A 24,254-nucleotide genomic window follows, 5' to 3' on the forward strand; every position below is an offset into this window, starting at 1 on the left:
TTAGGAGAGAATCTGTATGAAGAAAAAATCAATCTTATTCACAGTGCCCGCTTTTTTGATCTATACGGTACTGATGATTATACCGATCGCCGGAGCGTTTTTGTTAAGCTTCACGGACTGGAACGGGATCAGCGCGGCTTATCATACCGTGGGGCTTAAGAACTATGCGGCCATGCTGTCGGATCAGCGGCTTAGAAATGCCATATTTGTTACCTTGAAAATTACCGTGGTGGTGGCCGCTTCCGTCAATATCCTGGGGCTGTTTATCGCAATGCTGCTGAATCAGGCGAAACGGCTGACCAATGTATTCAGGAGTATTTTCTTCCTTCCCTATGTACTCAGCACCGTGGCCATCTCCTTTATCTGGCTGGCGATCCTTTCTTACACAGGGGTGCTGAATTCCCTGCTGGATATGGTGGGGCTTGGCAATCTGGCGGCAGACTACATAGGAAACGCGAAAAATGCGATTCGAAGCATCTGTATCATTGAAATCTGGAGAATGCTCGGCTTCCACATGGTGCTGTATCTGGCTTCCATTCAGACCGTTCCCCGGGAACTGTACGAAGCATGTATCATGGATGGAGGAAACCGCTGGCAGCAGTTCCGCTTTATCACGATTCCGATGATCATTCCCGGCATCACGATTTCCGTGATTATGAGTATCATGACCGAAATGAAACAGTACGATATCGTCAAGGTAATTACAAACGGAGGGCCCGGATATTCTACGGAGACCGTTACCTATAACATCGTAACCCAGGCCTTTGGAAATAATATGCTGGGATATTCCTCCGCCATCGCCGTATTTCTGTTTCTTATCATCGCCGCTGTCTCGATTTTACAGATCCAGCTATCGAAGAAACTGGAGGTGTCCTGATGATGAATAGAGAAAGCAGAAAGAAAAATGTTTCCGGCATCGTCCTGAAACTGTTCCTGGTAATACTGGCGGTGATTTTCGCCACCCCGCTGTACATCACGCTGATTAACATATTCAAGAGCACGAAGGAGATATCCTCCTCGCCCATGTCGTTTCCGCTTCCGCCGATCCTGGATAATATAATTAAGGTGGTAAAAAACCCGAATGTCAATCTGGGGGAGATGTACTTCAATTCGTTGTGCATTACCATTTTTGGGGCGGTCCTGTGCATTCTGGTCTCTGCTCTGGCGGGGTATTATCTGGCGAGAATGAAAACCAAAATATCGCAGGGACTTTATATCTATTTCCTGCTGGGACTGATGGTTCCCTACGCGATCGTCTACGTCCCGCTGGTATCCATCTTCAAGGGAGTGGGGCTGATCGGCAACCTGCCGGGGCTGATTATGGTATTTGTGTCGGGCAGTATCTCCTTTTCCGTATTTATGTACCAGGGCTTTATCAAATCGACGCCGGTAGAACTGGAGGAGGCGGCTATTATCGATGGCGCGGGGCAGTTGAAAATATTTACTTCCGTTATCTTTCCGTTAGTAAAACCATGCACGACAACCGTGGCTATTTTTATCGGGCTGTCCATGTGGAATGATTTCCTCACCCCCCTGCTGATCGGCCAGATCAAAACCATAACCGTGGGAATCTACACGGCGATCGGCCCGTATGCCTCCGACTGGGGGAGTGTGTTCGCTTATGTCATGTTCGCTACGCTGCCCATTGTGATCGCTTATCTGCTGGCCCAGAGACAGTTCATCGAGGGATTGACCGCCGGCGCGCTGAAAGGATGATACTTATATGGATAAAATATCAGAATTCCGGCTGGGTGATATGCTGGTCAGATATGTACTGGATGAAGAAGGGCAGGCGGGAATGGAGCTATACCCGGCCGCCATGGAGCGGTTCGTGGAAGAAGGCAGAAAGGGCCGGACAGATCCGCTGGTACAGTGGAAAAAGGAGGGGGACGCGTACCCCTATGGGTTTGCCAACGGGATGACCATGCGAAACAGTGAATCAGTCAGCCAGATGAAATATAGCGGGCAGCAGTCTTGGAAGAAGGAGGGAAGGGTCCGCATAGCGACGACGCTTAGCGACACTCAGGGAAGCCGGATCTTACATATACTGGAATACAGGGACGAAGATCCCGCTTTCTGGATCTGGACAGAGTTCACAAACGCAGGCGGCAAACCGGTGACCCTGGAGATGCTGAGCAGCTTTTCCCTGGGCGGGATCACCCCGTTCGCCGCAGATGAGGCGCCGGACCGTCTGAGAATCCATAAGATCCGGAGCAAATGGAGTGCGGAAGGCCGGCTGGAGTCGAGAACGGCCGGTGAACTGTTATTAGAACCGTCCTGGTCGCGCCACGGGGTATACAGTGATAAATTCGGGCAGACCGGCTCCCTTCCGGTCCGCGGTTATTATCCGTTCGCGGCGGTCGAAGATAAAAAGAGAAAGGCAGTCTGGGCAGCCTGTCTGGCCTGTCCCTCAAGCTGGCAGATGGAGCTTTACAGAAGGGACGAGGCTCTTTGTATGTCAGGGGGCATCGCGGACTATGACTTTGGGCACTGGCGAAAAGAGCTGAAGCCCGGGGAGAGCTTTCGTACGGTTCCGGCTGCTGTCACTGTCTGCCGGGGGGATGTGGATACCGCCTCCCAGAGACTGACGAAACTGTGGAAAATAGCAGACGGCGGCGAACTGCCGGTCATCTTTAATGAATTCTGCACCACATGGGGAAAGCCTTCCCAGGAAAATATCAGCCGGATTCTGAACGTGCTGGGTAAACGGCCCTTCCGGTATTTTGTCATAGACGCGGGCTGGTACGCGGATACGGTAAAGGGCTGGGAGAGCAATATGGGTGACTGGGAGGTCTGCGAAGAACTTTTCCCGGACGGTCTCATGACTGTGGCAGATCAAATCAGGGACGCCGGTTTTATTCCCGGGATCTGGTTTGAGATGGAGATATGCGGGAAAGATTCCAAAGCCTTTTGGCTGGAAGACCATCTGCTGAAACGAAATGGAAACGTGATTACGGCAGGGGGACGCCGCTTCTTCGATATGCGGGACCCATGGACCCAGGAGTACCTGTCGGAAAAGGTAATTGGATTCCTGGAAAAATATGGATTCGGTTATCTGAAAGTAGACTATAACGAGAGCATTGGAATCGGCTGTGACGGGGCGGAAAGCCTGGGGGAGGGGCTGCGTCAGAATATGCAGGCCACCCAGGAATTTTTCAGAAAGATACGGCAAAGACTGCCGGATCTGGTGATCGAAATCTGCGCCTCGGGAGGCCACAGGATGGAGCCTTCCATGATCCGCCTGTGCGACATGGTTTCCATTTCGGATGCGCATGAGGAAAAAGAGATTCCCGTAATCGCGGCGAATGTCCATCGGATGATTCCGCCGGGGCAAAGCCAGATATGGGCAGTGCTGCGATCAGGCGATACGGGAAAAAGGATCGTTTATTCCATGGCAAATACCTTTCTGGGGGTCATGTGCCTGTCAGGAGATGTGTATGCGCTGTCAAAAACCCAATGGGAGCTGGTAGACAGGGGAATCGGATTCTACCGGGCGGTCAGTCCTGTCATACGTGACGGACACACCTGTTTTTATGGAACAAAACAAAAAAGCTTAAGGTTCCTTAAGGGATGGCAGGGGATCGTCCGGTATTCGGATGACAAAGAGGAAGCGCTGTGTGTGATTCACCGGTTCACCGGCTCATCACAGCAGAGGATCAGCCTGCCCGTTGGCGCCGGATACCGGATCAAAATGACCTATGAGGAGACGGACCACCGGATCAGACTGGAGAACGGCAGACTGATGTTGGAATTGGAACAGGACTATGAAGCCGTGGCGGCTTACTTAGTGAAGGATGTACAGTAGAAGGATTTAAAGCAGAAAGATTTATAGCAGAAGGATAGGCCCGACCCGATTGCCAGTGCATCACATCGGCGTTATAATAGAATAGAAAATAAGAGCGGAAAACGATAATTAATACGGGAATAAACAACGGGATTAGAAAACGGGAATGAAAACAGGAGGCGGAACGATATGGGCGCCGGAAGAATGAAAGAAAAATTGAGGCATCCGGGCATTTTTCTGAAGATACTCATTCTGTTTGAGTGTATCCTCATAATCGTCGTCATCGTGACTTCCTCTTATATAATTGAACGGTTTTCCAACACAGTGATAGAGAAAGAGATCATGCTGGGAGATGCGAAGCTGGACAGGCTTGTAAATTACTGTAACGATAAATACAACAGGGTATACAGCCTTTACAATTATATCCACAGCGGACCGATCTCAGAGATCACTGCCAGGGCGGTGCAGAATCCGGATGACGGATACCAGATCAACAACATTGAGATCACGAGCGTATTTTCCAAAGGCGTCATTTCTGCCGACCCTGATATCAGCGATGTGATCATCAGTTCCGTGAATGGAATCGTGTATTCCTTTTCCGGAGACGGTTACGTGGCGGTGAAGCCCAGCTTTGATTTCATCCATTACCCTGCGATAGAAGAATTTCTGGAATCCGAGGACACGATCTGCATGATTTATGACGATCCCTCCTCCTATACCCTGAAGAACAGGGAGCCTGTCCTCTCATTTGTGGGTAAAATATTCGATTCCACCCTATTTCCCAAAAAGGAACTGGTGGGGCTGTTTATCATGAACGTGCCGCTGCAGGCGGTCGAAAAACAGGACCCGTCCCTGAACACGGCCATGGACGGGGAACTGACGCTTGTGAACAGCCATGGACAGATCCTGTATTCCACCAACCACGGGATATGGGGGAAAATGGCGGATCAGAAGTCCTGGACCGATACAGACCAGTATGTCAAGACAAAAGAGATAGGGACTTCCAAAGCGAAGGCGGTGTATACTCTTTCCACCCGGGATCTGATCAAAGAGATCCAGCAGATCAAAAATCAGATCTATAAGGTTATGGCGGTGGCCATCATATTTACAATGACCGTATGCCTTCTCATATACCGGATCTTCAACCGTCAGGTCCAAACCCTGATCCGTTCCATGAAACAGCTGCAGACCGGGGATTTCAGTTTGCAGATCCCGGTCAAATCCAAAGATGAGATCGGCATCATCAGCCAGGCGTTCAATGAGATGTGCAAGAAGCTGAATGACTACATCTCAAAAGTGTACGCGGCGGAGATCCAGCGCAAGAACGCGGAACTGAACGCGCTTCAGACGCAGATCGATCCCCATTTCCTGTATAATACTCTGGACAGCATACGGGCCAGGGCGCTGGCGGAAAATGATGAAAAGACAGGGGAAATGATCGTGCTTTTGGGAAAACTGTTCCGCTGGAGCAGCAGGACAACGGATAAGTTTATCACCCTGGAGGATGAGCTGGAATATATTGGCACTTACTTAAAACTGCAGAAATACCGGTATGAAGAACGTCTGGATGTAGATATCCGGGTACCGGATGAATATCTGGATGATGTGATTCCGAAGCTGATCCTGCAGCCGCTGGTGGAAAATGTGATTAAACATGCCCTTGCCGATAAGGAAGGCATGGGGCTGATCGGGATCGTGGCCAGGGAAAAGGAAGGCAGACGCCTGGAGATTACCATCTTCGACAACGGCAAAGGGATTGAGCCGCATATCCTGCAGGAAATGTATGAGAAATTATATCAGCAGGCAGCCCAGGATGAGTTCAGCAGTATCGGGCTCGAAAACGTTCAGGCCAGGTTAAAGCTTCTTTTTGGCGAAGAATATGGACTGATGATTAAAAGTATCGTAGGAGTCGGTACCGCTGTGAAAGTGATCATTCCAATATTGACAAAGAAGGATGTGCAGGACGGATGTATAAATTACTGATCGTGGATGACGAAAAACAGACCCGGGAAGGAATCAAGAGGCTGCTGTCATGGCAGGATTACGGGATTGCGATCTGCGGCGAAGCCACGAATGGACAGGAAGCGCTTGAAATCATAGAAGAAGAACACCCGGATATCATCTTGCTGGACATCCAGATGCCGGTTATGAACGGTCTGGAATTGGCGAAAAGACTCCATCAGGGATACCCCGAGTGCAAATTTATCGTATTAAGCGGCTATGATGATTTTGAGCTGGTCCGTCAGGCAATGAAATGCGGAGCGGTTGACTATCTCTTAAAGCCTTCCGGAAAAGAGGAAATCATCCGGACCATAGAAGAGATCATCGACAGCCTGGAAGATGGGCTTATCTCAAAGCTTGAGAATAACGAACATCTGGCGCTGCTGAAAAATAATGTTCTGAACCGGATGATTGCCGGGACCATTTCTTCCAGGGAACTGAAAGAGAAACTGGAATTACTGGAACTGGACTTTTCTGCGGGACCTTTTGGCGTGGCATCTGTTGAGATCGAGCAGGATGGCAGCCGGGCCGAGGAGGATGATATCTCCGGGCAGATATTCGGGGTCTGCAATATATGCGGAGAGATGTTAATGGGGTCAGGAAGGGGAATCGCGTTTACGGACTCTTCCGGGCGGGTGAGTATGATCATTAAGGACTATCTTGGCTGGTCGGCGGATATCCAGTTGAATCAACTGCTGAGGAAATGCATCAGCGGGATAAAACGGCAGATGGATCTGGAAGTCACCATATCTGTGGGAAATCAGGCGGGCAGCAGCCGCAGGATGCACGAGTCCTACATCAATGCGTTGAACACCATGTCGTACCGGTTTATATTCGGCATCGGCAACGTCTTGTACTACGACGAGATCAAGGAATATTTCGAAAAAGCACCGGGATCTGTCAGAATTGACGGCGAACGCTTAAGAGAGATCATAAAGGAAGGCAGTTTTGAGCTGGCGGGCAGTTATGTGAAGGAGCTGTTTCTGGATCAGATCAGCCGGGACCCTCTGGCGGAGATCTATGTGCTGAAGAACAGCGCCCTGGAATTAAGCGTCCTGGCCTTTCAATGCCTGGCGGCAAACGCATTTATTGACCGGAATGAGATCTATGACATGAAAAACAGGAGTCTGGGCAAAATTATGGTTCAGACCTCCCCCGAGGGGGTACAGAGCCAAATACTTGAAATATTGGGCCAGGTCATGGAAATGATAGAGAAGAGCCGGGAAAAAACATGGAGCAAACCGGTCTTTGATTCGATCCAGTATATTGAGAGCAATTATACGGACCAGGATCTCTCCCTCCAGTATCTGGCTGATGAATTCCATATCAGTACCGCTTATCTGGGGAAGCTTTTTAAGAAGGAGACTGGCAGTAACTTTATCGATTACCTGAACACGTTCCGGATACGGAAAGCGGAAAAGCTGCTGGTATCGACAAATTATAAAGGGATCGAGCTGGCGGAGAAAGTGGGGTTTGCCAGTTATAATTATTTTTATATCGTGTTTAAAAAGGTAACGGGGCAGAAGCCTATGGATGTCCGGAAGAATGCCTTATAGACCCGTATCCGCTTTTTCATTTAATTTATAAAACTGCCTGGGAGTAACACCGTAAGTTTTTTTAAACAGCCGGAAAAAGTAATTCGTATTCTCTATACCCACAGCAGACGATACCGTCTCTATATTAATGGAAGAATCATACTTAATCAGCTGTGCAGCTTTTTCTAACCGATAATTGACAATATAGGTGCTGATGGTAACCTGCATTCCCGTTTTGAACAGACGGCTGATATGTCCGGTTGATAATTTAAAGTGATCCGCGATCATCGAAACGTTCAGGTCGGGATTGGAATAATTCAGCTGGATAAATTCACAGAGCTGGTTTACCAGGCCAACCTGTCTGGGGGAGGAATTCAGGACGGATGCCTCCTGGCCGCCTAACTGTCTCAAACAGTTGGAAAAATAGGCGTAAAAGTTAAAAATAGTGCTGTCATTGACAAAATGGCTCAGCGAAGAGCTGAACTTTTCGATATTGATGTAATTGGCATTTTCTATGTCGGATTGTATCCAGCCGGAGAAAATCTGAGTTATGTAGGAAACCGATATCTGTATGGAACTAAATTCCATTTTGGCAGTTATGGCGATTATTTTATGAAAGATATTATTGGCCTGTTCGATTTCCGATTTTGCCAGGGCTTTGGAGAGTTTGTTACACAGGGCGATGAATTCGGTAAAATCGGTCACTTTCGGGGTGGCCAGGTATTCTTTTGTCTTTAACAGAGAACAATCTTCCACGAAAGAATACTTGATAATATTGCGTAATTGGCCGATGCCTGCGGATATCAGATCCGGCGATGGAAGCAAGGGAGTGACAGCAGCCGTTATAAAATACTGCTGCGCCTTCAGATCCTCTATGAGTCCGGCCAATATGCCTTCATTGTCCCCGGAGCCAGTCAGAAAGAGCAGTGTCAGCTGACCGGAGATATCGATACAGCAATCCGGAAATAGGGTCCGGATGTTGGACTGGACATACTGACAATCGCTCTCATAGGAATCGTCCTGCTTTATGTTCAGGCATTTGATCAGAGCGATCTGGAAGCCGGATTGGAAGTCAAAGTGCGTTAGATTCTGCTGCCAGAAATCTGAAGCGTTCGGTTCGCCGCGCAGATCACTCACATCCGGCGGAGAACTCAATATATACTGCAGCTTTACGGTGTTCGCAGGATTATAGATTTTCTTGAGATATTCAAATTCATCCTTCACGCTTTCATATTCTTTTTCCCGGAAAGGAAGCTGGATCAACAGCTGCTTTACAGGTTGATACAGTTTATCAGAAAGGTAAATGGACAGGACAAAGCTTATGATACCTGAGATAAAGAATATGATAATAATCTGGATATTCGTCCGCAGCACATTTTTGGTAATCTCACTGTACGGAACAGTCTCAAAAAAGGTCCAGTTCAAATCCGAACTTTTCGAATATAAAATAATCAATTTTCCGTGGTCCGCAGAAGAGGCGATATAATACCCGGCGCCAGAATCCGCGAGCCTGGCTGTATCCACTGGAAATGGCACACTGCTGTCGGGACCCGGATAGAGCAGTTCTTTGTTATCGGCCGACAGAATGTAGAGGGAATGAAGCATGCCGGAGTTCAAAAAGAACATCTTCGGGTCCACATTCACGATCACGCATTCGCCGTCTAAGGGTTCGAAGTAATTCGAATAGTAGAAATAGGAAATCACACGCTGCTTATTCCCATAATTGTCATAGATATCCCTGAAAACGGGACTCCCGATCGGGACCTTTTCCCGGAGAAGCGCAAGGCCCACATCATCCTTTGTCAGAGTGGAGATATAAGAATTGTATAACTGTTCTGTAGTGGGATTATATATGGAAAAGGAATGCAGATAGTTAAAACCCAGCAGAGAATTCTGCAGCTTATCCATATACCGCTGAATCTCGTACAGCCTGGTATCCTCTTTGGCGTACATGATAAGTTTTGTATTCAGGTTAATAGTGATAGAGTTTGACATGTTTTTGATCATCGTATTGCTGTTCTCAGCCAAAAGCTGGATGCTTTCCAGCGTTTTCTCATTCTGTTCATAAAAATTATCGCGTGTCGCTTTGTCCGTTATATAATAGGTGATAAAAAAGGAAACGAACAGAAAACACATCCAGATAATGACCAAAGTAGTAAATATTTTCTTCTTGTATTTTTCTTTTTTCTTATTCAAATCAGATCTTCCTTTCCCCCCATGAGACTGTCCGAAAACCAGGGCGCTGCCTGCCATTCCCTGTTAATAAGTATAGCATAAGTGGTTTGTCCGGAATAATGTATTATTCTGACATTTTAAACCGTGATCAAAAAGTGCAGTGTAAATTCCGGCGTTATCAGATATGTCCAGTATACAAATGGGAGCGGCGGGGATTATCCTGTACCTATAAGACGAAGCGGGAGGATGATAGATGGATGAAACAAGAGAAAACGAAAACTTTGACAGCATGGAAAGGCGGTAAAAGAAAGAGGGCAGGCCGCAGTCAGATACAACTGCTGCTGATGACCCTGCCCGCCGCAGTGATTATATTACTATATAATTATCTGCCGATGCTGGGATTAGGAATTGCCTTTCAGAATTTCAGGGTCGACAGAAAAATCTGGGAAAATGAATTTGTGGGTTTCAAGAATTTCGAGTTCCTTTTTACATCCCAGGACGCGTTCCGTATTATCAGAAACACGATCGGACTGAACTTGCTCTTTATCGTGACGGTTCTGTTTATATCGGTCACATTTGCACTGATGCTCAATGAGATCAAGCACAGAGGATTCATTAAATGCGTGCAGACCGTTATGTTTTTTCCGTACTTTTTATCCTGGGTAGTGGCCAGCTATATGTTGTACGCGTTCCTGAACATGGATCTGGGGATTGTCAATAATTTTCTGGGCCTGATCGGCCAGGAGAAAATTATGTGGTACGCACAGGCCCAATACTGGCCGTTTATCATGGTGCTGGCGTTTGTATGGAAAAACGGCGGTTATTATACGGTCATCTATTATGCGGGGCTGATGGGCATAGACTCGGAATATTATGAAGCGGCATCCATCGACGGCGCTACAAAATGGCAGCAGATCAGATATATTTCCCTGCCGCTGCTGAAGCCGCTGATTACTGTTATGGTACTGCTTCAGATCGGAAAAATACTATTTGCCGATTTTGGCATGTTTTTAAATCTGCCCATGCAAAACGGCGCGCTATTTTCCACAACTGATGTGATTGATACCTATGTATTCCGGGCGTTCCGGGTGACCGGACAGGTAGGTCTGGCATCTGCGGCAGGTTTTGTACAGTCCATTGTCGGCTTCCTGATGGTATTTACCGCCAACTGGATCGTGCGCAGAAAAGACCCGGACAACGCACTGTTTTAGGAGGGGAAGTATGAATAAGAAGATCAGTTTTGGAAAAATTGTTTCTATCGTTATTTTATTGTTTTTCTGTTTTATTTGTATAATTCCGATACTTGCGATCATATCGATTTCTTTATCCGATGAGATGGATATTGTGAAAAACGGATACAGCCTGATTCCCAAAAAAATAAGCTTCGAGGCTTATGCCTACATGTTTAAGGGCAGTGCGCAGATATTGCGGTCTTACGTAGTGTCGATTACCTTAACGGTGGCCGGTACCCTCAGCGCTTTGGTGATCGATACCTTCATCGCCTACCCGCTGTCCCGGTCTGATTTCAAATGGCGCCGGCCGCTTATGTTCTATGTTTTTTTTACCATGATATTTAACGGGGGATTGATTCCTACATACATGGTGGTTACCAGGGTGCTGCATATACAGAATACGATGCTGGCCCTGATGGTACCCCATTTGGCGAACGCCTGGTACATTATCCTGCTGCGGACATTTTTTGCCAAAATACCGGTATCCCTGATAGAGTCCGCCAGGCTGGACGGAGCCAATGAGGTCAGAACGCTTTGGTCCATTGTGATTCCGCTGGCGAAACCGGCGCTGGCCACCGTAGGTCTGTTCCTGGTGCTGACATTTTGGAATGACTGGTATCAGGCACTCCTGTATACATCCCCGTCGTCCCACCTGGTACCTTTGCAGTATCAGTTATATAAGATCATGTCCAACATACAGTTCCTGACATCACAGGTAGCCAGTGCCGTGACCATTGATATGACCAAATTTCCCAATGAATCGGCGAGAATGGCCATGTGCATTATTGCTGCCGGACCTATGCTTTTTGTTTTCCCGTTTTTCCAGAAATATTTTGTCAGGGGTTTAACGGTAGGGGCAGTCAAAGGATAGACACCACCACGAAGGAGAAGATAAAAAAGGGAGGGATAGAAGAATAAGTGGATTGTCTTCCGTAAAAATTATATCATTAAAATGAACAAAGAGAAGGAGAGAGGATCAATGAAAAGAACAAAATTGCGGGTAATTTCTTTCTGTATGGCAGCGGTTCTGATTTTGGGAGGGTGTGGTACCAAAGCGCCGGAAAACAAACAGGAGGACGCGGCCCAGGCGACACCGGTCGCCACCGATGCAGGGGATTCAGGGGAAGGACAGTCTGATCTGGAGCCGGTGGAACTGACCTGGTATATACCGGGAGTGGCTCAGACAGACGCGGAGATGGTGTTCGAAAAGGCAAATGAGATTATTAAAGAGAAGATCAATGCTACAGTTAATTTCAATGTTGTCAGTTTTGGAGACTACAGTGACAAGGTTTCCGTGATGCTGTCGACGGGTGAACCGCTGGATATCTGTTTTACCTCCGACTGGTCCAATAACTATGTACAGAATGTGGCGAAAGGTGCTTATCTGCCGCTGGACGATCTGCTGGACCAGTACGCGCCCAAGCTAAAAGCCTCCGTGCCGGAAAAATTCTGGGATGCGACCCGGATATCCGGACAGATTTATGGGGTGGTGAATCAACAGATATCTGCCAAGACCAGCGGCCCATTGATGCCGAAGGATTATGAGGAGAAATATAATTTTAATATCAAGGATACGAAGGAGCTTAGGGATCTGGAACCGGTGCTGGAACAGATGAAAAAGAGCGAGAATGAAACGTTTATCCCGTTCCTGTCCGGTGTGGGCGCCGCCTCGGCCCTGGACCGCATATACGCGTATTACGGTATCGAGACGATCGCCGGAAAATTCATTCCGGGAGCGATCAACGTATTCAACGATGAGGTACAGGTAGTCAATCAGTTTAATATGGATGAAGTGAAAGAATATTTCAATTTGATGCATGAATGGTATCAGAAAGGCTATATCCGGTCTGATGCGGCTTCCTATAAGGAAACAGGAGCGGATTTCAAGGCTAAAAATATCGGGGTAGCCCTCAACACCAACATCAAACCCGGCGGTGCGCAGGAACAGTCCCTAATGCGGGGCTATGAGATCGAAGAGACTGCCTGGGGAAAACCGATCCTGTCCACGTCCGGGATACTGACCACCTTAAACGCGATTCCCCAGTCCAGCAAAAATCCGGAAAGGGCCATGATGCTGCTGGAGCTGATCAATGATCCGGACGATACAGAATTATATAATCTGCTGGTATACGGGATCGAAGGCACACACTATAACAAGGTGAGCGATAACCGGATCGAACTGACCGGCGATTCCTACAACTTTGTCAATTCCTCCTGGGCGCTGGGCTGTGTATATAACGGCTATCTGGCAGGAAATGCGCCGGATGATGTCTGGGAGCAGACCAGAAAGGTAAATGAAGATGCTTTTACCTCGCCTTTGATTGGGTTCTCCTTTGACGCCACCCCGGTCAACTCTGAGATCGCCCAGTGTTCCTCGGTGGCGGACGAACTGTTACCGGCCCTGATGGTGGGGGCTGCGGACCCGGAGACGGAACTTGACAGCTTCCTGGATAAATTAAATCAGGCTGGTGCGGACACCATTATTCAGGAAATGCAAAGACAGATAGACGAGTGGCTGGCAAATAAATAAGTACAAATCTAATAGGGGCAGCCTTTGAGCGAGTTCAACGGTCTGCCCCTTATTAATCGAATAGGGGAGGAACAACAACGATGAGTAAAAGTCCGGGAGCAGGAACCGCCCGACAAAGGACCGCCCGGCAAAGGGCAGAAGAGCTGGTCCGATTGATGACGTTTAAGGAGAAAACCGCCCAGCTCAGGTGTGAGTTTGTACAGGACATAATCGATGGACATGGAAACTATACAGGAAAGGACCGGATTGGGCCGGAAGGGATTGGCGGACTGGCCTTTGAGCGGGTTCGTATGAATTACAGCGTACAGCAGGAGGTTCAAATGATCAACGAAGTGACGGACGAGATCCGGAAGAATTCCCGGATGGGTATTCCGCCGCTGATCCATGCGGAGACACTGCATGGATTATGCCTGAAGGGCGCAGTCTCCTTTCCGCAGTCTATCGGGATGGCAGCTACATGGGATGTGGAAATGATGGAAGAAGCATCAGCTGTCATCGCGCGGGAATGCCGGGCCAGAGGGATACGCCAGGCACTGTCTCCCTGTGTGGATATTGCCAGGGATTTGAGATGGGGAAGGGTGGAGGAAACCTATGGGGAAGATCCCTGCCTGGTTTCCCGGATGGCAGTTGCCTACTGCAGAAGTTTTGAAAAGGAGGGGGTAATCACAACTCCGAAAGCCTTTGTGGCTAACAGCGGTGAGGGAGGCCGTGACTCTGCCCCTGTATATTACAGTGAAAGATTATTGAAAAGTGTATTTTTTAAACCCTACCGGGAATGTATCGCAAAAGCGGGCTCCAGATCAGTCATGGTCTCCTACAACACCCTGGACAGCGTACCGTGCGGACTGAACCAATGGCTGATCAAAGATATGCTGCGTGGGTATATGGGCTTTGACGGCTTTGTGGTAACGGACTACGGTATGATGGAAAAGGCGCGGAATCTGTTAAAGATCTCGGATGATTTAACCGTTATAGCAGCAAAAGCGGTCAAAGCCGGAGTCAATCGGGAGCTGCCGGACCAGGGCGGATACACGAAGCTTGAGGAGGCTCTTGGCAGAGGATTGATTACAGAGGAAGAGATCGATGCTCTTGTACTGGATATTCTAAAAGCGAAATTTGAAATCGGCCTGTTTGACGGGGACCTATTCTGTGATCCGGACTGTGCGGCTGCAATAGCGGACTGTGAAAAGCACAGGGAAACAGCGTACCGGGCTGCCCAAAAGAGCCTGGTATTACTCAGGAACGACGGGGTACTGCCGCTTAAATCACAAAAAATCGCGCTTACCGGCACGCTGGCGGTCCATCCCAGATTGGGGGGATATTCCACATGGGACATCGAAGTTCCCTCCCTGGCTGATCTGCTGACGGAGGCGGATTATATCGATACCGGTGTATGCAGCAATGACGCGTTTTACATAGTTGAGAATCCTTATGTATTCTCCCTGGATGACCAGGGCCGCTGTCCCGGCTGGAAGGGTATCTATAAGGATAATAAGGAATTCAGCTTTGGTCCCAAACTGATCCGGTATGACGATAAAATCTTGTTTGACTGGAGCAGTCAGCCGGTTGACCAGCACCCGGATTTTGAGGTGGGCAAAGGCTTCTCCGTGGAGTGGAGAGGATTTCTTAGCCCGGCAGAAAGCGGCAATTATACCTTTTGCATCGAAGCCAATGGAGGAGTGCGCCTGGAGATCGATGCCCAGATGCTGATCGACCGCTTCCAGGATACAGTTACCGACAGGCAGACGGCCTGCTGCTATCTGGAAAAGGGAAAGACCTATCCGGTGGTGATCGGCTTCAGCACTTCGGGCTCCAATCCGAAAATATCATTCTCCTGGGATTACGTCGCCGGTAAAGCTCCCTCTGAACCGGATTATGCCCGGATGTTCAGTGGATATGACACCTGTATCTACGCGGTCGGGGTAACAGAAGGCGAGGGGAGCGACAGAGCGAACCTGGATCTGCCCCAGACAGCCCAAAGGCTGATCACGGATCTGGCGGATGCGGGCAAGAAGGTGGTGGTAATCATCTATGCGGGCAGCGCGGTGACGATGTCAGGATGGATTGACCGTGTAAGTGCTGTACTTTATGCCTGGTATCCGGGACAGGAAGGCAGCAGGGCTTTGGCGGATGTCCTGAGGGGAAACTATAATCCGGCGGGACGGCTGCCGATCTCGTTCCCGGAACAGATCGCCCAGGTCCCGATTCATTATGACAGTGAACCCCGGGGCAGAAACAGCGGGTATCATGACCTGAGTGACCAGCCGTTATTTGAGTTTGGCTATGGATTGAGTTATACCGCATTTTCCTATGGAGAGTTAACCCTGTCTTCCCGGAACATTTCAGCAGGGGAGACCTGTACCGCGCGGATAACGGTTACGAACACCGGCGCCTGCGATGGGGAAGAAGTAGTCCAGCTCTATATTCATGACTTATACTCCAGTGTGACGGTTCCGGAACGTAAGCTTCAGGATTTTCAGCGGATTTTCCTGAAGAGAGGAGAAGCAAAGGAGCTTGTATTTGTCATCACGCCAGAGATGCTGAGCCTGTTAGATGAGCAGCTGCATGAAGTGGTGGAGGCGGGAGACTTCGAGATCCTGATCGGCAGCTCCAGCAGGGATATCAGGCAGAGAGCGGTTCTGACTGTGAGTGAATCTGACAAGCCGATGGGATAACGGGAACAGGTTATCCGTAAAGACGAATAGAGACATGAAAATAGCAAAAATGGAAAGGCATAAATCCGGAGAGTGAAATCAGGGAGGATGTTCATAATGAACAGTTTAAAGAAAGAAAATATAAAAATACCGACATATGTGCCCGCAGAGGCATTGGAGCTGCCGATGTTTTTTGAGAACAAGCCATATCAGGGTGCTTCGGGAAAACTCTATCCGCTTCCTTTTTCGGACAGCATAAACGATGAAAAAACAGATGTGGAATATGAAGTCTATACGCTGGAAAATGAGTATATTAAAGTACAGGTTCTGCCGCAGATAGGCGGCAAAATCTTAAGGGCTTATGACAAAACCGGAAACTATGATTTCGTTTACTATAATGAAGTGATCAAACCAGCGCTGGTCGGTCTGGCAGGACCCTGGATCTCCGGCGGTATCGAGTTCAACTGGCCCCAGCATCACCGGCCGACGACTTATATGCCTCTGGAGGCGGTGGCGGAAGAGGGAAAAGACGGCTCCAAGACCGTCTGGACCGGAGAGATCGAACCATTTCAGCGGATGAAGGGGATGGCCGGTATCAGCATCGAGCCCGGCAGATCCTATATCAAAGCCAAAATCCGGATCTATAACCGGACCAGCCAGCCGCAGGTATTTATGTGGTGGGCGAACCTGGCCGCTCCGGCGGGCGATTCCTATCAGACGATATTTCCTCCGGATGTAGAATGGGTCAATGACCATGACCGGCGCGCGGTCATGAGCTGGCCCATAGCCAAGGGGATCTATGAGACGGCCCGCCCCTATGATTACGGTGAGGGGACTGATCTGTCGGACTATACTGCTATAAAGGTGCCGTCCTCCTTCCTGGTGTCCCAGGGGCAGTCGGACATGGATTTCGTGGCGGGCTATGACAGGGAAAAGCAAAAGGGGATCGTTACCGTAGCCGACCATCATATCGCTCCGGGTAAGAAGCTCTGGCACTGGGGAGCGGGGGAATTCGGCGATATGTGGTGCTCGAATCTGACAGACAAAAACGGCCCGTACATAGAACTGATGACCGGTGTCTATACCGATAACCAGCCTGATTTTACCTGGATCGGCCCCTATGAAACCAGGTATTTTGAACAGATCTGGTATCCGATCCGTGAGATAGGCGATGTTAAAAATGCGACCGCGCACGCTGCGATCAATGTGGAACAGAAGGGGGACCGATTATTTATCGGTGTCAACACAACGGGAACGTTCGCGGACGCTATGGTGAAGGTAATGTACGGCACGGAAACCATATTCGAAGAAAGAGTGGATATGGACCCGGAGACGGCTTACCTCAGATATATTCCGATGAACCACATGGAGTTCAGCAGAATCAGTGCAGCGGTCCTTTACAGGGAGAGGGAGGAGCTGGTTACATACCGCTTCTGCCCAAAGGGAGTCAGAGAACCCATCTGTGTGCGCAAGCCGGTGCTCCCGGCAGATGAAATAAACACGGTGGAAGAATTGTATATCAACGGCCTTCATCTGGAACAGTATAAGCAGCATAATTATGATGCCAGAGATTATTATTTGGAGGGGTTAAGAAGAGATCCCGGAGACATCCGCTGCAATACGGCAATGGCCAGACTGGAACTGAAAAATGGGGAATTTGATGCATGTATCCGGCACTGTGACCAGGCGCTTGAACGGCAGACCATGAGGAACCAGCATCCGGACGATACACAGGCGCTGTACCTTAAGGGGCTGGCGCTTCTGTATCAGGATAAGACGGACCAGGCATACGGCGTGTTCCATATGGCGGGCTGGGACTACCGGTACCGGAGCGCTTCTTATTTTGAACTGGCAGCGCTCGACTGCCGTGCGGGAAGGTTCGGGGAGGCATTGGAAAAATTAGATATTTCCCTGAGTTTAAATGCGGATCATATTAGGGCGATGAACCTTAAGGCTATCCTGTACCGGAAGATGGGAAATACAAAAGAGGCGAAAGAGCTGTTGGAGGGCATCCAAAGACTGGACCGGCTGGATATGCTGTCCATGCTGGAGTGGAATCGGTCCGTACAGGAGGAGTATCCGGTCGGCCGGATCTTCGGACATAAGACCGATAATTATCTGGATGCCGCCTTTGAGTATATCCACGCGGGTATGTATGAAGAGGCGCTGCAGGTATTACAGGACGCGCCAAAAGGACATCCGATGCCGTATTATGTGATGGCCGGCCTGTATGATAAAATGGGTGAACAGCAGAACATTGCGGGACTTTTGGAGAAAGCGGAAGCGTTGGATACGAAGTATTGCTTTCCTTCCCGTCTGGAGGAAATGCGGATGCTGGAAGCAGCGGTGAAGCATAATCCCGAAGGGGCCAACGCTTTTTATTATCTCGGCTGTCTGTTCTATGATAAATTCCGCTATTCGGAAGCGGTAAAGTGCTGGGAGGAATGTGTCAGGATTGATCCAGGCCATGGAAAAGCATACCGGAATCTGGCTCTCGCCTATTATGACAAACAAAATAATAAAAGAAGCGCCAGACTGTGCATGGAAAAAGCGATGGAATGCCGAAAGAGCGATTCCAGGATTCTTTTCGAATATCAGCAGCTGTTAAAGAACATGGATGTATCCCCAGAACGGCGTCTGAAGATTTATGAATGTAACAGGGAAAATATGGAGAAACGGGATGACTGTTATCTGGACTATATTACGCTGCAGTGCATGACCGGCCAATATGAGGAGGCCATCCGTCTGGCAAAAAACAGACATTTCCATATCTATGAAGGCGGTGAGGGAAAACTGACCAAACTTCATGCCTGGCTTCATGTACTGCTGGGCAGACAGCGGAAATGCCAGGGAAGGATTAAGGAGGCAGAAGAAGCCTACCTGGCTGGCGCTCGGATTCCAAAATCCTATGGGGAAGCGAAAACCTTTTTTAACCAGGAGGCACATCTGTATTACTATTTAGGCTGCCTGTACGAGCAGGAAGGGGAGAGGGAGAAAGCCGGCGAAGCGTATGAAGAGGCCTCCGGCTATAAAGCCGCTGTATCGGAGATCTCCTTGTTCCGGGCTTTGGCGCTGCAAAAGACCGGGAAGTACAGTGAGGCAAAGGCGGTGCTGGACGAAATGATACAGACCGCAAAGGACTGGATCGAACACAAAGAGCGGCGCAGTTATTACGGAGTGGGTTCTCCTTCGCCCATGCCTTTTGAGAATGATATCGTGAAATCGAACCTGGTGAACGGATACGCGCTGAAAGCATTTGCCTTGTTAGGTTTCGGGGATCAGCCCGGGGCAGACGCCTGTATGGCTGCGGCAAAGACGTATTGCCCATATGTATGGGAAGGATACCTGTATTCCTGTATCAAAGACGAGATCCTGGAGAGCAAGGAGTGAATCAGGGATGACGTATAAAAACAGTATTACTAAACAGCAGCTGCGGGAAGGGAAATCGGATTTGGGCAGTCAGGTCAACAAGTATGAGGTATGGATCAATGGGAATCAAACGGATATCTATGCATGTGAGCTGCTCTACCCGCCCTATGAACATGCCAAAAAGCTCCCGTACGCCTATTTTGACCTGGACGGCAGTGCGGACATCCGGGTCCGGGTTCCTTTTGAAATCAGGACAGCCGTTATCCAGCCATACCATAGCGTGCTCAAATACCAAACAGACGGCAGGGAACTGCATTTCCGGATCGATCATCCGGCCCAATTGGCGATTACCCTGAATGAAAATCTGGATGAGACCCTGCATCTGTTTGCAAATCCCTGCGAGCCTGAGCCTGCAAAGCGGAAGGAAAAGGATCTGCTCTATTTTGGCCCCGGCGTCCATGAAGCGGGTGTGATCCGTCTGGAGAGCGGCCAGACGGTTTATCTGGCGGAAGGGGCCATGGTCTACGGCGAAATCCATGCGGATCATGTGAGGAACCTGCATATCTGCGGAAGGGGGACTTTAAGTGCTGAAAGAATACCCCGGCTGGAGCGGTTTGACAAGCGCTGTGTGGATATCATTGACTGTGAGGATGTTACCATATCGGGCATTATCATTCATGACTCCCCGACCTGGACGGTCCGGATCATGGGGTGCCGGAGGGTTCAGATTTCAAATATAAAAATCTTTGGCTGGAGGGAAAATTCCGACGGAATCGATATCTGCGGTTCCCGGGATGTCCAGGTGGACTCCTGTTTCATACGCAACCGGGATGACAGCCTGGTTGTAAAGGGATTTGACACAGGCGACGTGGAGCAGGTCCGTTTTACAAACTGCACGATCTGGAATGATTTCGGCCGGCCGATGGAGGTGGGCTATGAGAACCGGGCGGACAGTATCAGCCATGTCTGTTTTGAAAACATAACGGTGATCCGGTCCCTGTCCGGCTATCCTATTATGGGGATCCATGAAGGAGACCGGGCCGATATCCATCACATCTATTTCCGGAATATAAGGATCGAGGAGGCCGAAGGGTCCCAGCTGTTTGATCTCAGGATACGTCCTTCCTTCTGGAATGAAAGCAAAGGGCTGGGGAAAATCCATCACATTTATTTTGAGAACATTCAGTATGTGGGGAAAGAAATAAAGAGCTGTTTCGAAAGATCACGGATCCAGGGATACGGGGAGGAGAATACGGTCGGACAGATCTATTTTAAGAACATCGAGGTGCTGGGGAAAAAAATATCTTCCGCCGCCGAGTGCCAACTGGACTGTCTGGAGTATACTCATGATATTACTTTCGAATCGGACGGACCGGCGTTACCGATCCCGATCGTGGACAGCAGGATCACGATCCGGTCACGGGAAAGACAGCCGAACGGCTATGAGACAATCCTATTCGACGTCATATTAACAAACACGTCGGCTTCGGACAGGGCAGAGGGCCGCATACGGATAGGAATATGGCCCGACACTCTGGCAGATCAGGAGGAAACATACACGGCATTCCGGCTGGCCCCGCTTCAGCAGACATCCTGTACCTATGTGAGGACACTCCGTCCGAACCGGTACGTGGCATGTGTCCATTCGGACTATTTTGGATTCCGCCGGGCAGAGTGCCTGTTTGATGTGGAGTTACATTTGACAGAGCTTGAGCAATACCATCAGCAATATCATGAGACCGCTCTGGCCGGTGTTCCTGTAATTCCGGTGTATCACAACAAAGAAAAGGCGGCTGAAGTACGGCTGGCCCGCTATAAGGATCAGCTGGTGATCGAAGCCGTGGTGGCGGACGATGCCGGCAGCGGCGTGCAGGGGACGCCCATTGAAAAAAGAAATTTCCAGGTACAGAACAGACCGTATCTGCATTCCGGCGTCGAATTATTCGTGGCGGATATGCCGGAGATATCGGCCGGGGATATGATGTTCCTCATTCCTGAGACAATGTATGCCCAGGCTCCCTCCTTTGTGGCGGGAGAGGAGGGGGTGTGCGCGGCGCCGGAAATCCGGAACATCCTGGAAGTCACCATGGTGTTTCACAACCAGCCTAAAGTGAAACATTTGATCAGGAGAGAACTCCCGGAAACGAAGAGTATCCGGGGACAGGCGGCCCGCACCTATTCTGCGGTGATCCCCTTCGGGGAACTGCAGATCCGGGAAGGAAAGTTTCTGCTGGAGATGCTGTTTCATACGGTTCTTCCGGGGACAGGGGATTATGTCGCGGTGCCGATGTTCGGCTCTCTAAAGCCGGATGAATGTGTGCAGATGTATGGAACGGTGAATGGCGGTTAATGGGATGCCATTTCCTTTAGGGTGAAAAGCACCAGGCCGGGGGCCTGGTGCTTTTTCGCCGGTGCTTTTTCAATAGAAAAGCGCTATATCGAACTGTATCATAAATGAGACCGGTTATCTTCCGATAGGCTGTTTCCGCGCGGCTGATCGTATATGGCGGCTATCTCATGTATTCTGCGCTTCATTTCCGTACGGATAGGTAACGGCTCCAAACACTCGCATTTATCCCCAAAACTGAATAGAATATTGTAGTAGTAATCGTTCTCTATGAATGGAAAGCTGACCATGTAATGCTCATCGCCATCTGGCGAAAAGTGTTCATAAGTGCAAAAATCCAGTAACCGGTCCATGACAGATTTGTGAATACGGAGTTTGATTTTTGTTTGCATCGTTTCCAAATTTTCCGAAAAATCTAAAGTCGGTTTCGGACAATCCCGTGGTGTAAAAGTTTCCTCCTGTAATTGCAGGTTGGACATGCGGGATATTCGGAATAAGCGAAAATCATTTCTTTTATGACAATACCCCTGCAAATACCAATGACTGCTTTTCAATACAAGCTGATACGGCTCGGCTGTTCGTGCGGTTTTATTGCCGTGGTGGGCTACATATTCAAAGGAAAGCAGCCTTCTTTCCTGCAAAGCCTGCCTGATAAATTCTAAATATAACTGTATATCCGTGCTGCCTGTCCACGGACTTAAATCTATGTATATCTGATTTACTTTTAGTTCAATGTCTTTTGCTCTGTCGGCGGGGATAAAACTCCGGACTTTCGCAAGCGCGTGTACCAATTCATCCCCCCGTACCATGTTGGAAAGACTGGAAAGCCCCATCAGGAGAGCGGAAAGGTCAGCAGTTGAAAAAACATTTTTATCCAACTTGTAATTCGGCATGATTTCAAAGCCGCCGCCCACTCCCGATGTCCCGTGAACAGGAATACCCGCCATGTTAATAGCATCTATGTCACGGTAGATGGTACGGGGGGATACTTCAAACAGATCTGCTAACTCCTGTGCGCCGATACGCTTTTTATCAAGGAGTATCATAATAATACTGACAAGTCTGTCTACTTTCATAAATAGCCGCCTTTCCATTCAGATTATGGCCATACTGTTGTCAACAATTAATGATAAAATAAAAAAGGAAACAAATCAATAAAACAATGAAAATGGAGGAAATTTATGTTTACTGTCTATATTTATGTTCTTGATACATTAGCCGACTGGGAACTGGGTCATGTGATCCCGGAGCTGAATTCCGGCCGGTTTTTCAAAAAGGGCGCGCAGCGTGTATCGCTCAAAACAGTCAGCGATTCCAAAGAGCCTGTCCATACAATGGGCGGGCTGACCATAGTACCCGACTGCTTAATTGAAGATATCGTTGTGAGTGAAACAAGCGGGCTGCTGTTACCGGGCGCTAATACATGGAACGACCCAAAACATGGCGCCATCATTGAAAAAGCAGGAGAATTCCTTTCCTCAGGAGCTTTGGTGTGCGCAATCTGCGGGGCGACCGCTTTACTTGCCAACTTTGGGCTATTGGATCAGCGGCCGCATACCAGCAATGGCCCGGGATTTCTTGAAATGGTTTCTCCTGGTTATAAAGGACAAAGTTTTTATATAGACAAACCTTCTGTCGCGGATCACAACCTTATAACAGCAAGTTCCACCGGAGGTTTGTTGTGGGCGAAACAAATTATTGAGTATTTAGGTGTTTTTCAATCGGACACACTGGAAGCCTGGTATGAATATTTCAGCACCGGTGCGCCAAAACATTTCTTTGCCCTCATGAAAACTTTACCCTCATGAAAACTTTGCCGTCTGGGGATGACAACTGATACGCCTGCAGCTGGGATAGATGATTACTGGTTCTTTCTGAGAGTTGGGGTATAGCCTGGTAATTGGAATGTCTGTCCGCAACCGGCTTAATGTATAAGTACACGGGCATTCCGGTTACCAGGCTATACCCAACTCTCAGAAAGAACCTGATTACTGTAGACGGTTGATTTGAAATAAATTATACTTAATATAACTAAATATAATTTATAGTAATGAAAGTCGGTGATAATGGTGAAACCCAAATTTAAAGTAACAATTAGAATCATTATTTTGATGATTTTATTCACCATAATTAATTTGTATATTAATTATTCGTCTGACAGCAAATCATTCAAATATATAGAACGTAAAGATTATGATTGGATTAATCTTGTATCAGATTCCAGGAAAATAATGATTAGTGATTACGATGATAAAAATGATTTAGCCTCTATTATAGACGATACCATTATTTACCCTCGAAGATTTAGTAAATTAATCAATAATAACGAAAATGGGATAAATTTATATATTTATAAGGATAATGAAATAGAAAGTACACTGAATTATAGTGTAAAAGATAATGTTGTTTATGGCAGGTACTTTTGGCTGGGGCTGAATAATAATGAATTTCGTGATTATATCAATAGCGTATTAAATGATTAGATCCGGCCCATGCGGCATAGAACCGCATGGGCGTTATATTTATACAGACTGTAAAAAAAATTGGTGCTGGAATCTGTTCCCGGCACCAATTTTCATATAGGAAGAAAATAAAATACATTTTTTAAGGACTAAGAATTGGAGATC

General features: G+C 48.4%; 14 protein-coding genes. 12 read left to right on the plus strand and 2 right to left on the minus strand.

Going from position 1 to position 24,254, the window contains the following annotated elements:
* The first annotated feature begins 16 nt into the window (after window positions 1-16).
* The 5 genes from ABC831_RS09510 (at window position 17) to ABC831_RS09530 (ending at window position 7,341) form a co-directional block, all read left to right on the plus strand.
* Window positions 17-877, plus strand: coding sequence for a carbohydrate ABC transporter permease (locus ABC831_RS09510; RefSeq protein WP_343247908.1), 861 nt, complete (start codon window positions 17-19; stop codon window positions 875-877).
* Window positions 877-1,716: a carbohydrate ABC transporter permease gene (locus ABC831_RS09515; RefSeq protein ID WP_343247909.1), complete on the plus strand. Its 840-nt coding sequence runs from the start codon at window positions 877-879 to the stop codon at window positions 1,714-1,716. Before ABC831_RS09510 ends, ABC831_RS09515 begins: the two co-directional genes overlap by 1 nt.
* A gap of 7 nt (window positions 1,717-1,723) precedes the next feature.
* The gene (locus ABC831_RS09520; RefSeq protein ID WP_343247910.1) at window positions 1,724-3,805 is read left to right on the plus strand and encodes a glycoside hydrolase family 36 protein; all 2,082 of its coding nucleotides are present in this window, start codon (window positions 1,724-1,726) and stop codon (window positions 3,803-3,805) included.
* A 183-nt stretch (window positions 3,806-3,988) separates the two neighbouring features.
* The gene (locus ABC831_RS09525) at window positions 3,989-5,767 is read left to right on the plus strand and encodes a cache domain-containing sensor histidine kinase (protein WP_343247911.1); all 1,779 of its coding nucleotides are present in this window, start codon (window positions 3,989-3,991) and stop codon (window positions 5,765-5,767) included.
* The gene (locus ABC831_RS09530; RefSeq protein ID WP_343247912.1) at window positions 5,752-7,341 is read left to right on the plus strand and encodes a response regulator transcription factor; all 1,590 of its coding nucleotides are present in this window, start codon (window positions 5,752-5,754) and stop codon (window positions 7,339-7,341) included. The genes ABC831_RS09525 and ABC831_RS09530 overlap by 16 nt, the downstream gene beginning before the upstream one ends.
* Here the strand turns inward: ABC831_RS09530 and ABC831_RS09535 are convergent.
* Entirely contained in the window at window positions 7,336-9,516 is a 2,181-nt protein-coding gene (locus tag ABC831_RS09535) for a helix-turn-helix transcriptional regulator (protein ID WP_343247913.1), read from the minus strand. The two genes, ABC831_RS09530 and ABC831_RS09535, sit on opposite strands and share 6 nt — an antisense overlap.
* A gap of 236 nt (window positions 9,517-9,752) precedes the next feature.
* On the opposite strand from ABC831_RS09535, the gene ABC831_RS09540 reads away from it, so the two are divergent.
* The 6 genes from ABC831_RS09540 to ABC831_RS09565 all read left to right on the plus strand — a co-directional run bounded on the left by ABC831_RS09540 (window position 9,753) and on the right by ABC831_RS09565 (window position 21,630).
* A complete protein-coding gene (locus ABC831_RS09540; RefSeq protein WP_343247914.1) occupies window positions 9,753-10,706 on the plus strand; it encodes an ABC transporter permease in 954 nt (317 codons plus the stop codon).
* 10 nt (window positions 10,707-10,716) lie between these two features.
* The gene (locus ABC831_RS09545; RefSeq protein WP_343247915.1) at window positions 10,717-11,598 is read left to right on the plus strand and encodes a carbohydrate ABC transporter permease; all 882 of its coding nucleotides are present in this window, start codon (window positions 10,717-10,719) and stop codon (window positions 11,596-11,598) included.
* Between the two features lie 108 nt (window positions 11,599-11,706).
* Window positions 11,707-13,257, plus strand: a complete 1,551-nt coding sequence (locus ABC831_RS09550; RefSeq protein ID WP_343247916.1) for an ABC transporter substrate-binding protein — start codon at window positions 11,707-11,709, stop codon at window positions 13,255-13,257.
* 80 nt (window positions 13,258-13,337) lie between these two features.
* Window positions 13,338-15,932, plus strand: a complete 2,595-nt coding sequence (locus ABC831_RS09555) for a glycoside hydrolase family 3 N-terminal domain-containing protein (RefSeq protein WP_343247917.1) — start codon at window positions 13,338-13,340, stop codon at window positions 15,930-15,932.
* A 96-nt stretch (window positions 15,933-16,028) separates the two neighbouring features.
* Window positions 16,029-19,301 carry a DUF5107 domain-containing protein gene (locus ABC831_RS09560; RefSeq protein WP_343247918.1) on the plus strand — a complete coding sequence of 1,091 codons (3,273 nt, stop codon included), beginning with the start codon at window positions 16,029-16,031 and terminating at the stop codon, window positions 19,299-19,301.
* 7 nt (window positions 19,302-19,308) lie between these two features.
* Complete coding sequence (locus ABC831_RS09565) at window positions 19,309-21,630, plus strand: glycosyl hydrolase family 28 protein (RefSeq protein ID WP_343247919.1); 2,322 nt, start codon at window positions 19,309-19,311, stop codon at window positions 21,628-21,630.
* A gap of 98 nt (window positions 21,631-21,728) precedes the next feature.
* Here the strand turns inward: ABC831_RS09565 and ABC831_RS09570 are convergent, their stop codons facing one another.
* The gene (locus ABC831_RS09570) at window positions 21,729-22,703 is read right to left on the minus strand and encodes a helix-turn-helix transcriptional regulator (RefSeq protein WP_343247920.1); all 975 of its coding nucleotides are present in this window, start codon (window positions 22,701-22,703) and stop codon (window positions 21,729-21,731) included.
* A gap of 105 nt (window positions 22,704-22,808) precedes the next feature.
* Between ABC831_RS09570 and ABC831_RS09575 the strand changes: the two genes are divergently transcribed.
* Window positions 22,809-23,435, plus strand: coding sequence for a type 1 glutamine amidotransferase family protein (locus tag ABC831_RS09575; protein ID WP_343247921.1), 627 nt, complete (start codon window positions 22,809-22,811; stop codon window positions 23,433-23,435).
* Window positions 23,436-24,254 lie beyond the last annotated feature (819 nt).

Origin of the sequence: Diplocloster hominis, assembly GCF_032380655.1 — a bacterium.
GTDB lineage: Bacteria > Bacillota > Clostridia > Lachnospirales > Lachnospiraceae > Diplocloster > Diplocloster hominis.

Coding starts and splice junctions, on each gene's coding strand:
- ABC831_RS09510 (WP_343247908.1), top strand. CDS start 17: ATGAAGAAAAAATCAATCTTATTCACAGTGCCCGCTTTTTTGATCTAT.
- ABC831_RS09515 (WP_343247909.1), top strand. CDS start 877: ATGATGAATAGAGAAAGCAGAAAGAAAAATGTTTCCGGCATCGTCCTG.
- ABC831_RS09520 (WP_343247910.1), top strand. CDS start 1,724: ATGGATAAAATATCAGAATTCCGGCTGGGTGATATGCTGGTCAGATAT.
- ABC831_RS09525 (WP_343247911.1), top strand. CDS start 3,989: ATGAAAGAAAAATTGAGGCATCCGGGCATTTTTCTGAAGATACTCATT.
- ABC831_RS09530 (WP_343247912.1), top strand. CDS start 5,752: ATGTATAAATTACTGATCGTGGATGACGAAAAACAGACCCGGGAAGGA.
- ABC831_RS09540 (WP_343247914.1), top strand. CDS start 9,753: ATGAAACAAGAGAAAACGAAAACTTTGACAGCATGGAAAGGCGGTAAA.
- ABC831_RS09545 (WP_343247915.1), top strand. CDS start 10,717: ATGAATAAGAAGATCAGTTTTGGAAAAATTGTTTCTATCGTTATTTTA.
- ABC831_RS09550 (WP_343247916.1), top strand. CDS start 11,707: ATGAAAAGAACAAAATTGCGGGTAATTTCTTTCTGTATGGCAGCGGTT.
- ABC831_RS09555 (WP_343247917.1), top strand. CDS start 13,338: ATGAGTAAAAGTCCGGGAGCAGGAACCGCCCGACAAAGGACCGCCCGG.
- ABC831_RS09560 (WP_343247918.1), top strand. CDS start 16,029: ATGAACAGTTTAAAGAAAGAAAATATAAAAATACCGACATATGTGCCC.
- ABC831_RS09565 (WP_343247919.1), top strand. CDS start 19,309: ATGACGTATAAAAACAGTATTACTAAACAGCAGCTGCGGGAAGGGAAA.
- ABC831_RS09570 (WP_343247920.1), bottom strand. CDS start 22,703: ATGAAAGTAGACAGACTTGTCAGTATTATTATGATACTCCTTGATAAA.
- ABC831_RS09575 (WP_343247921.1), top strand. CDS start 22,809: ATGTTTACTGTCTATATTTATGTTCTTGATACATTAGCCGACTGGGAA.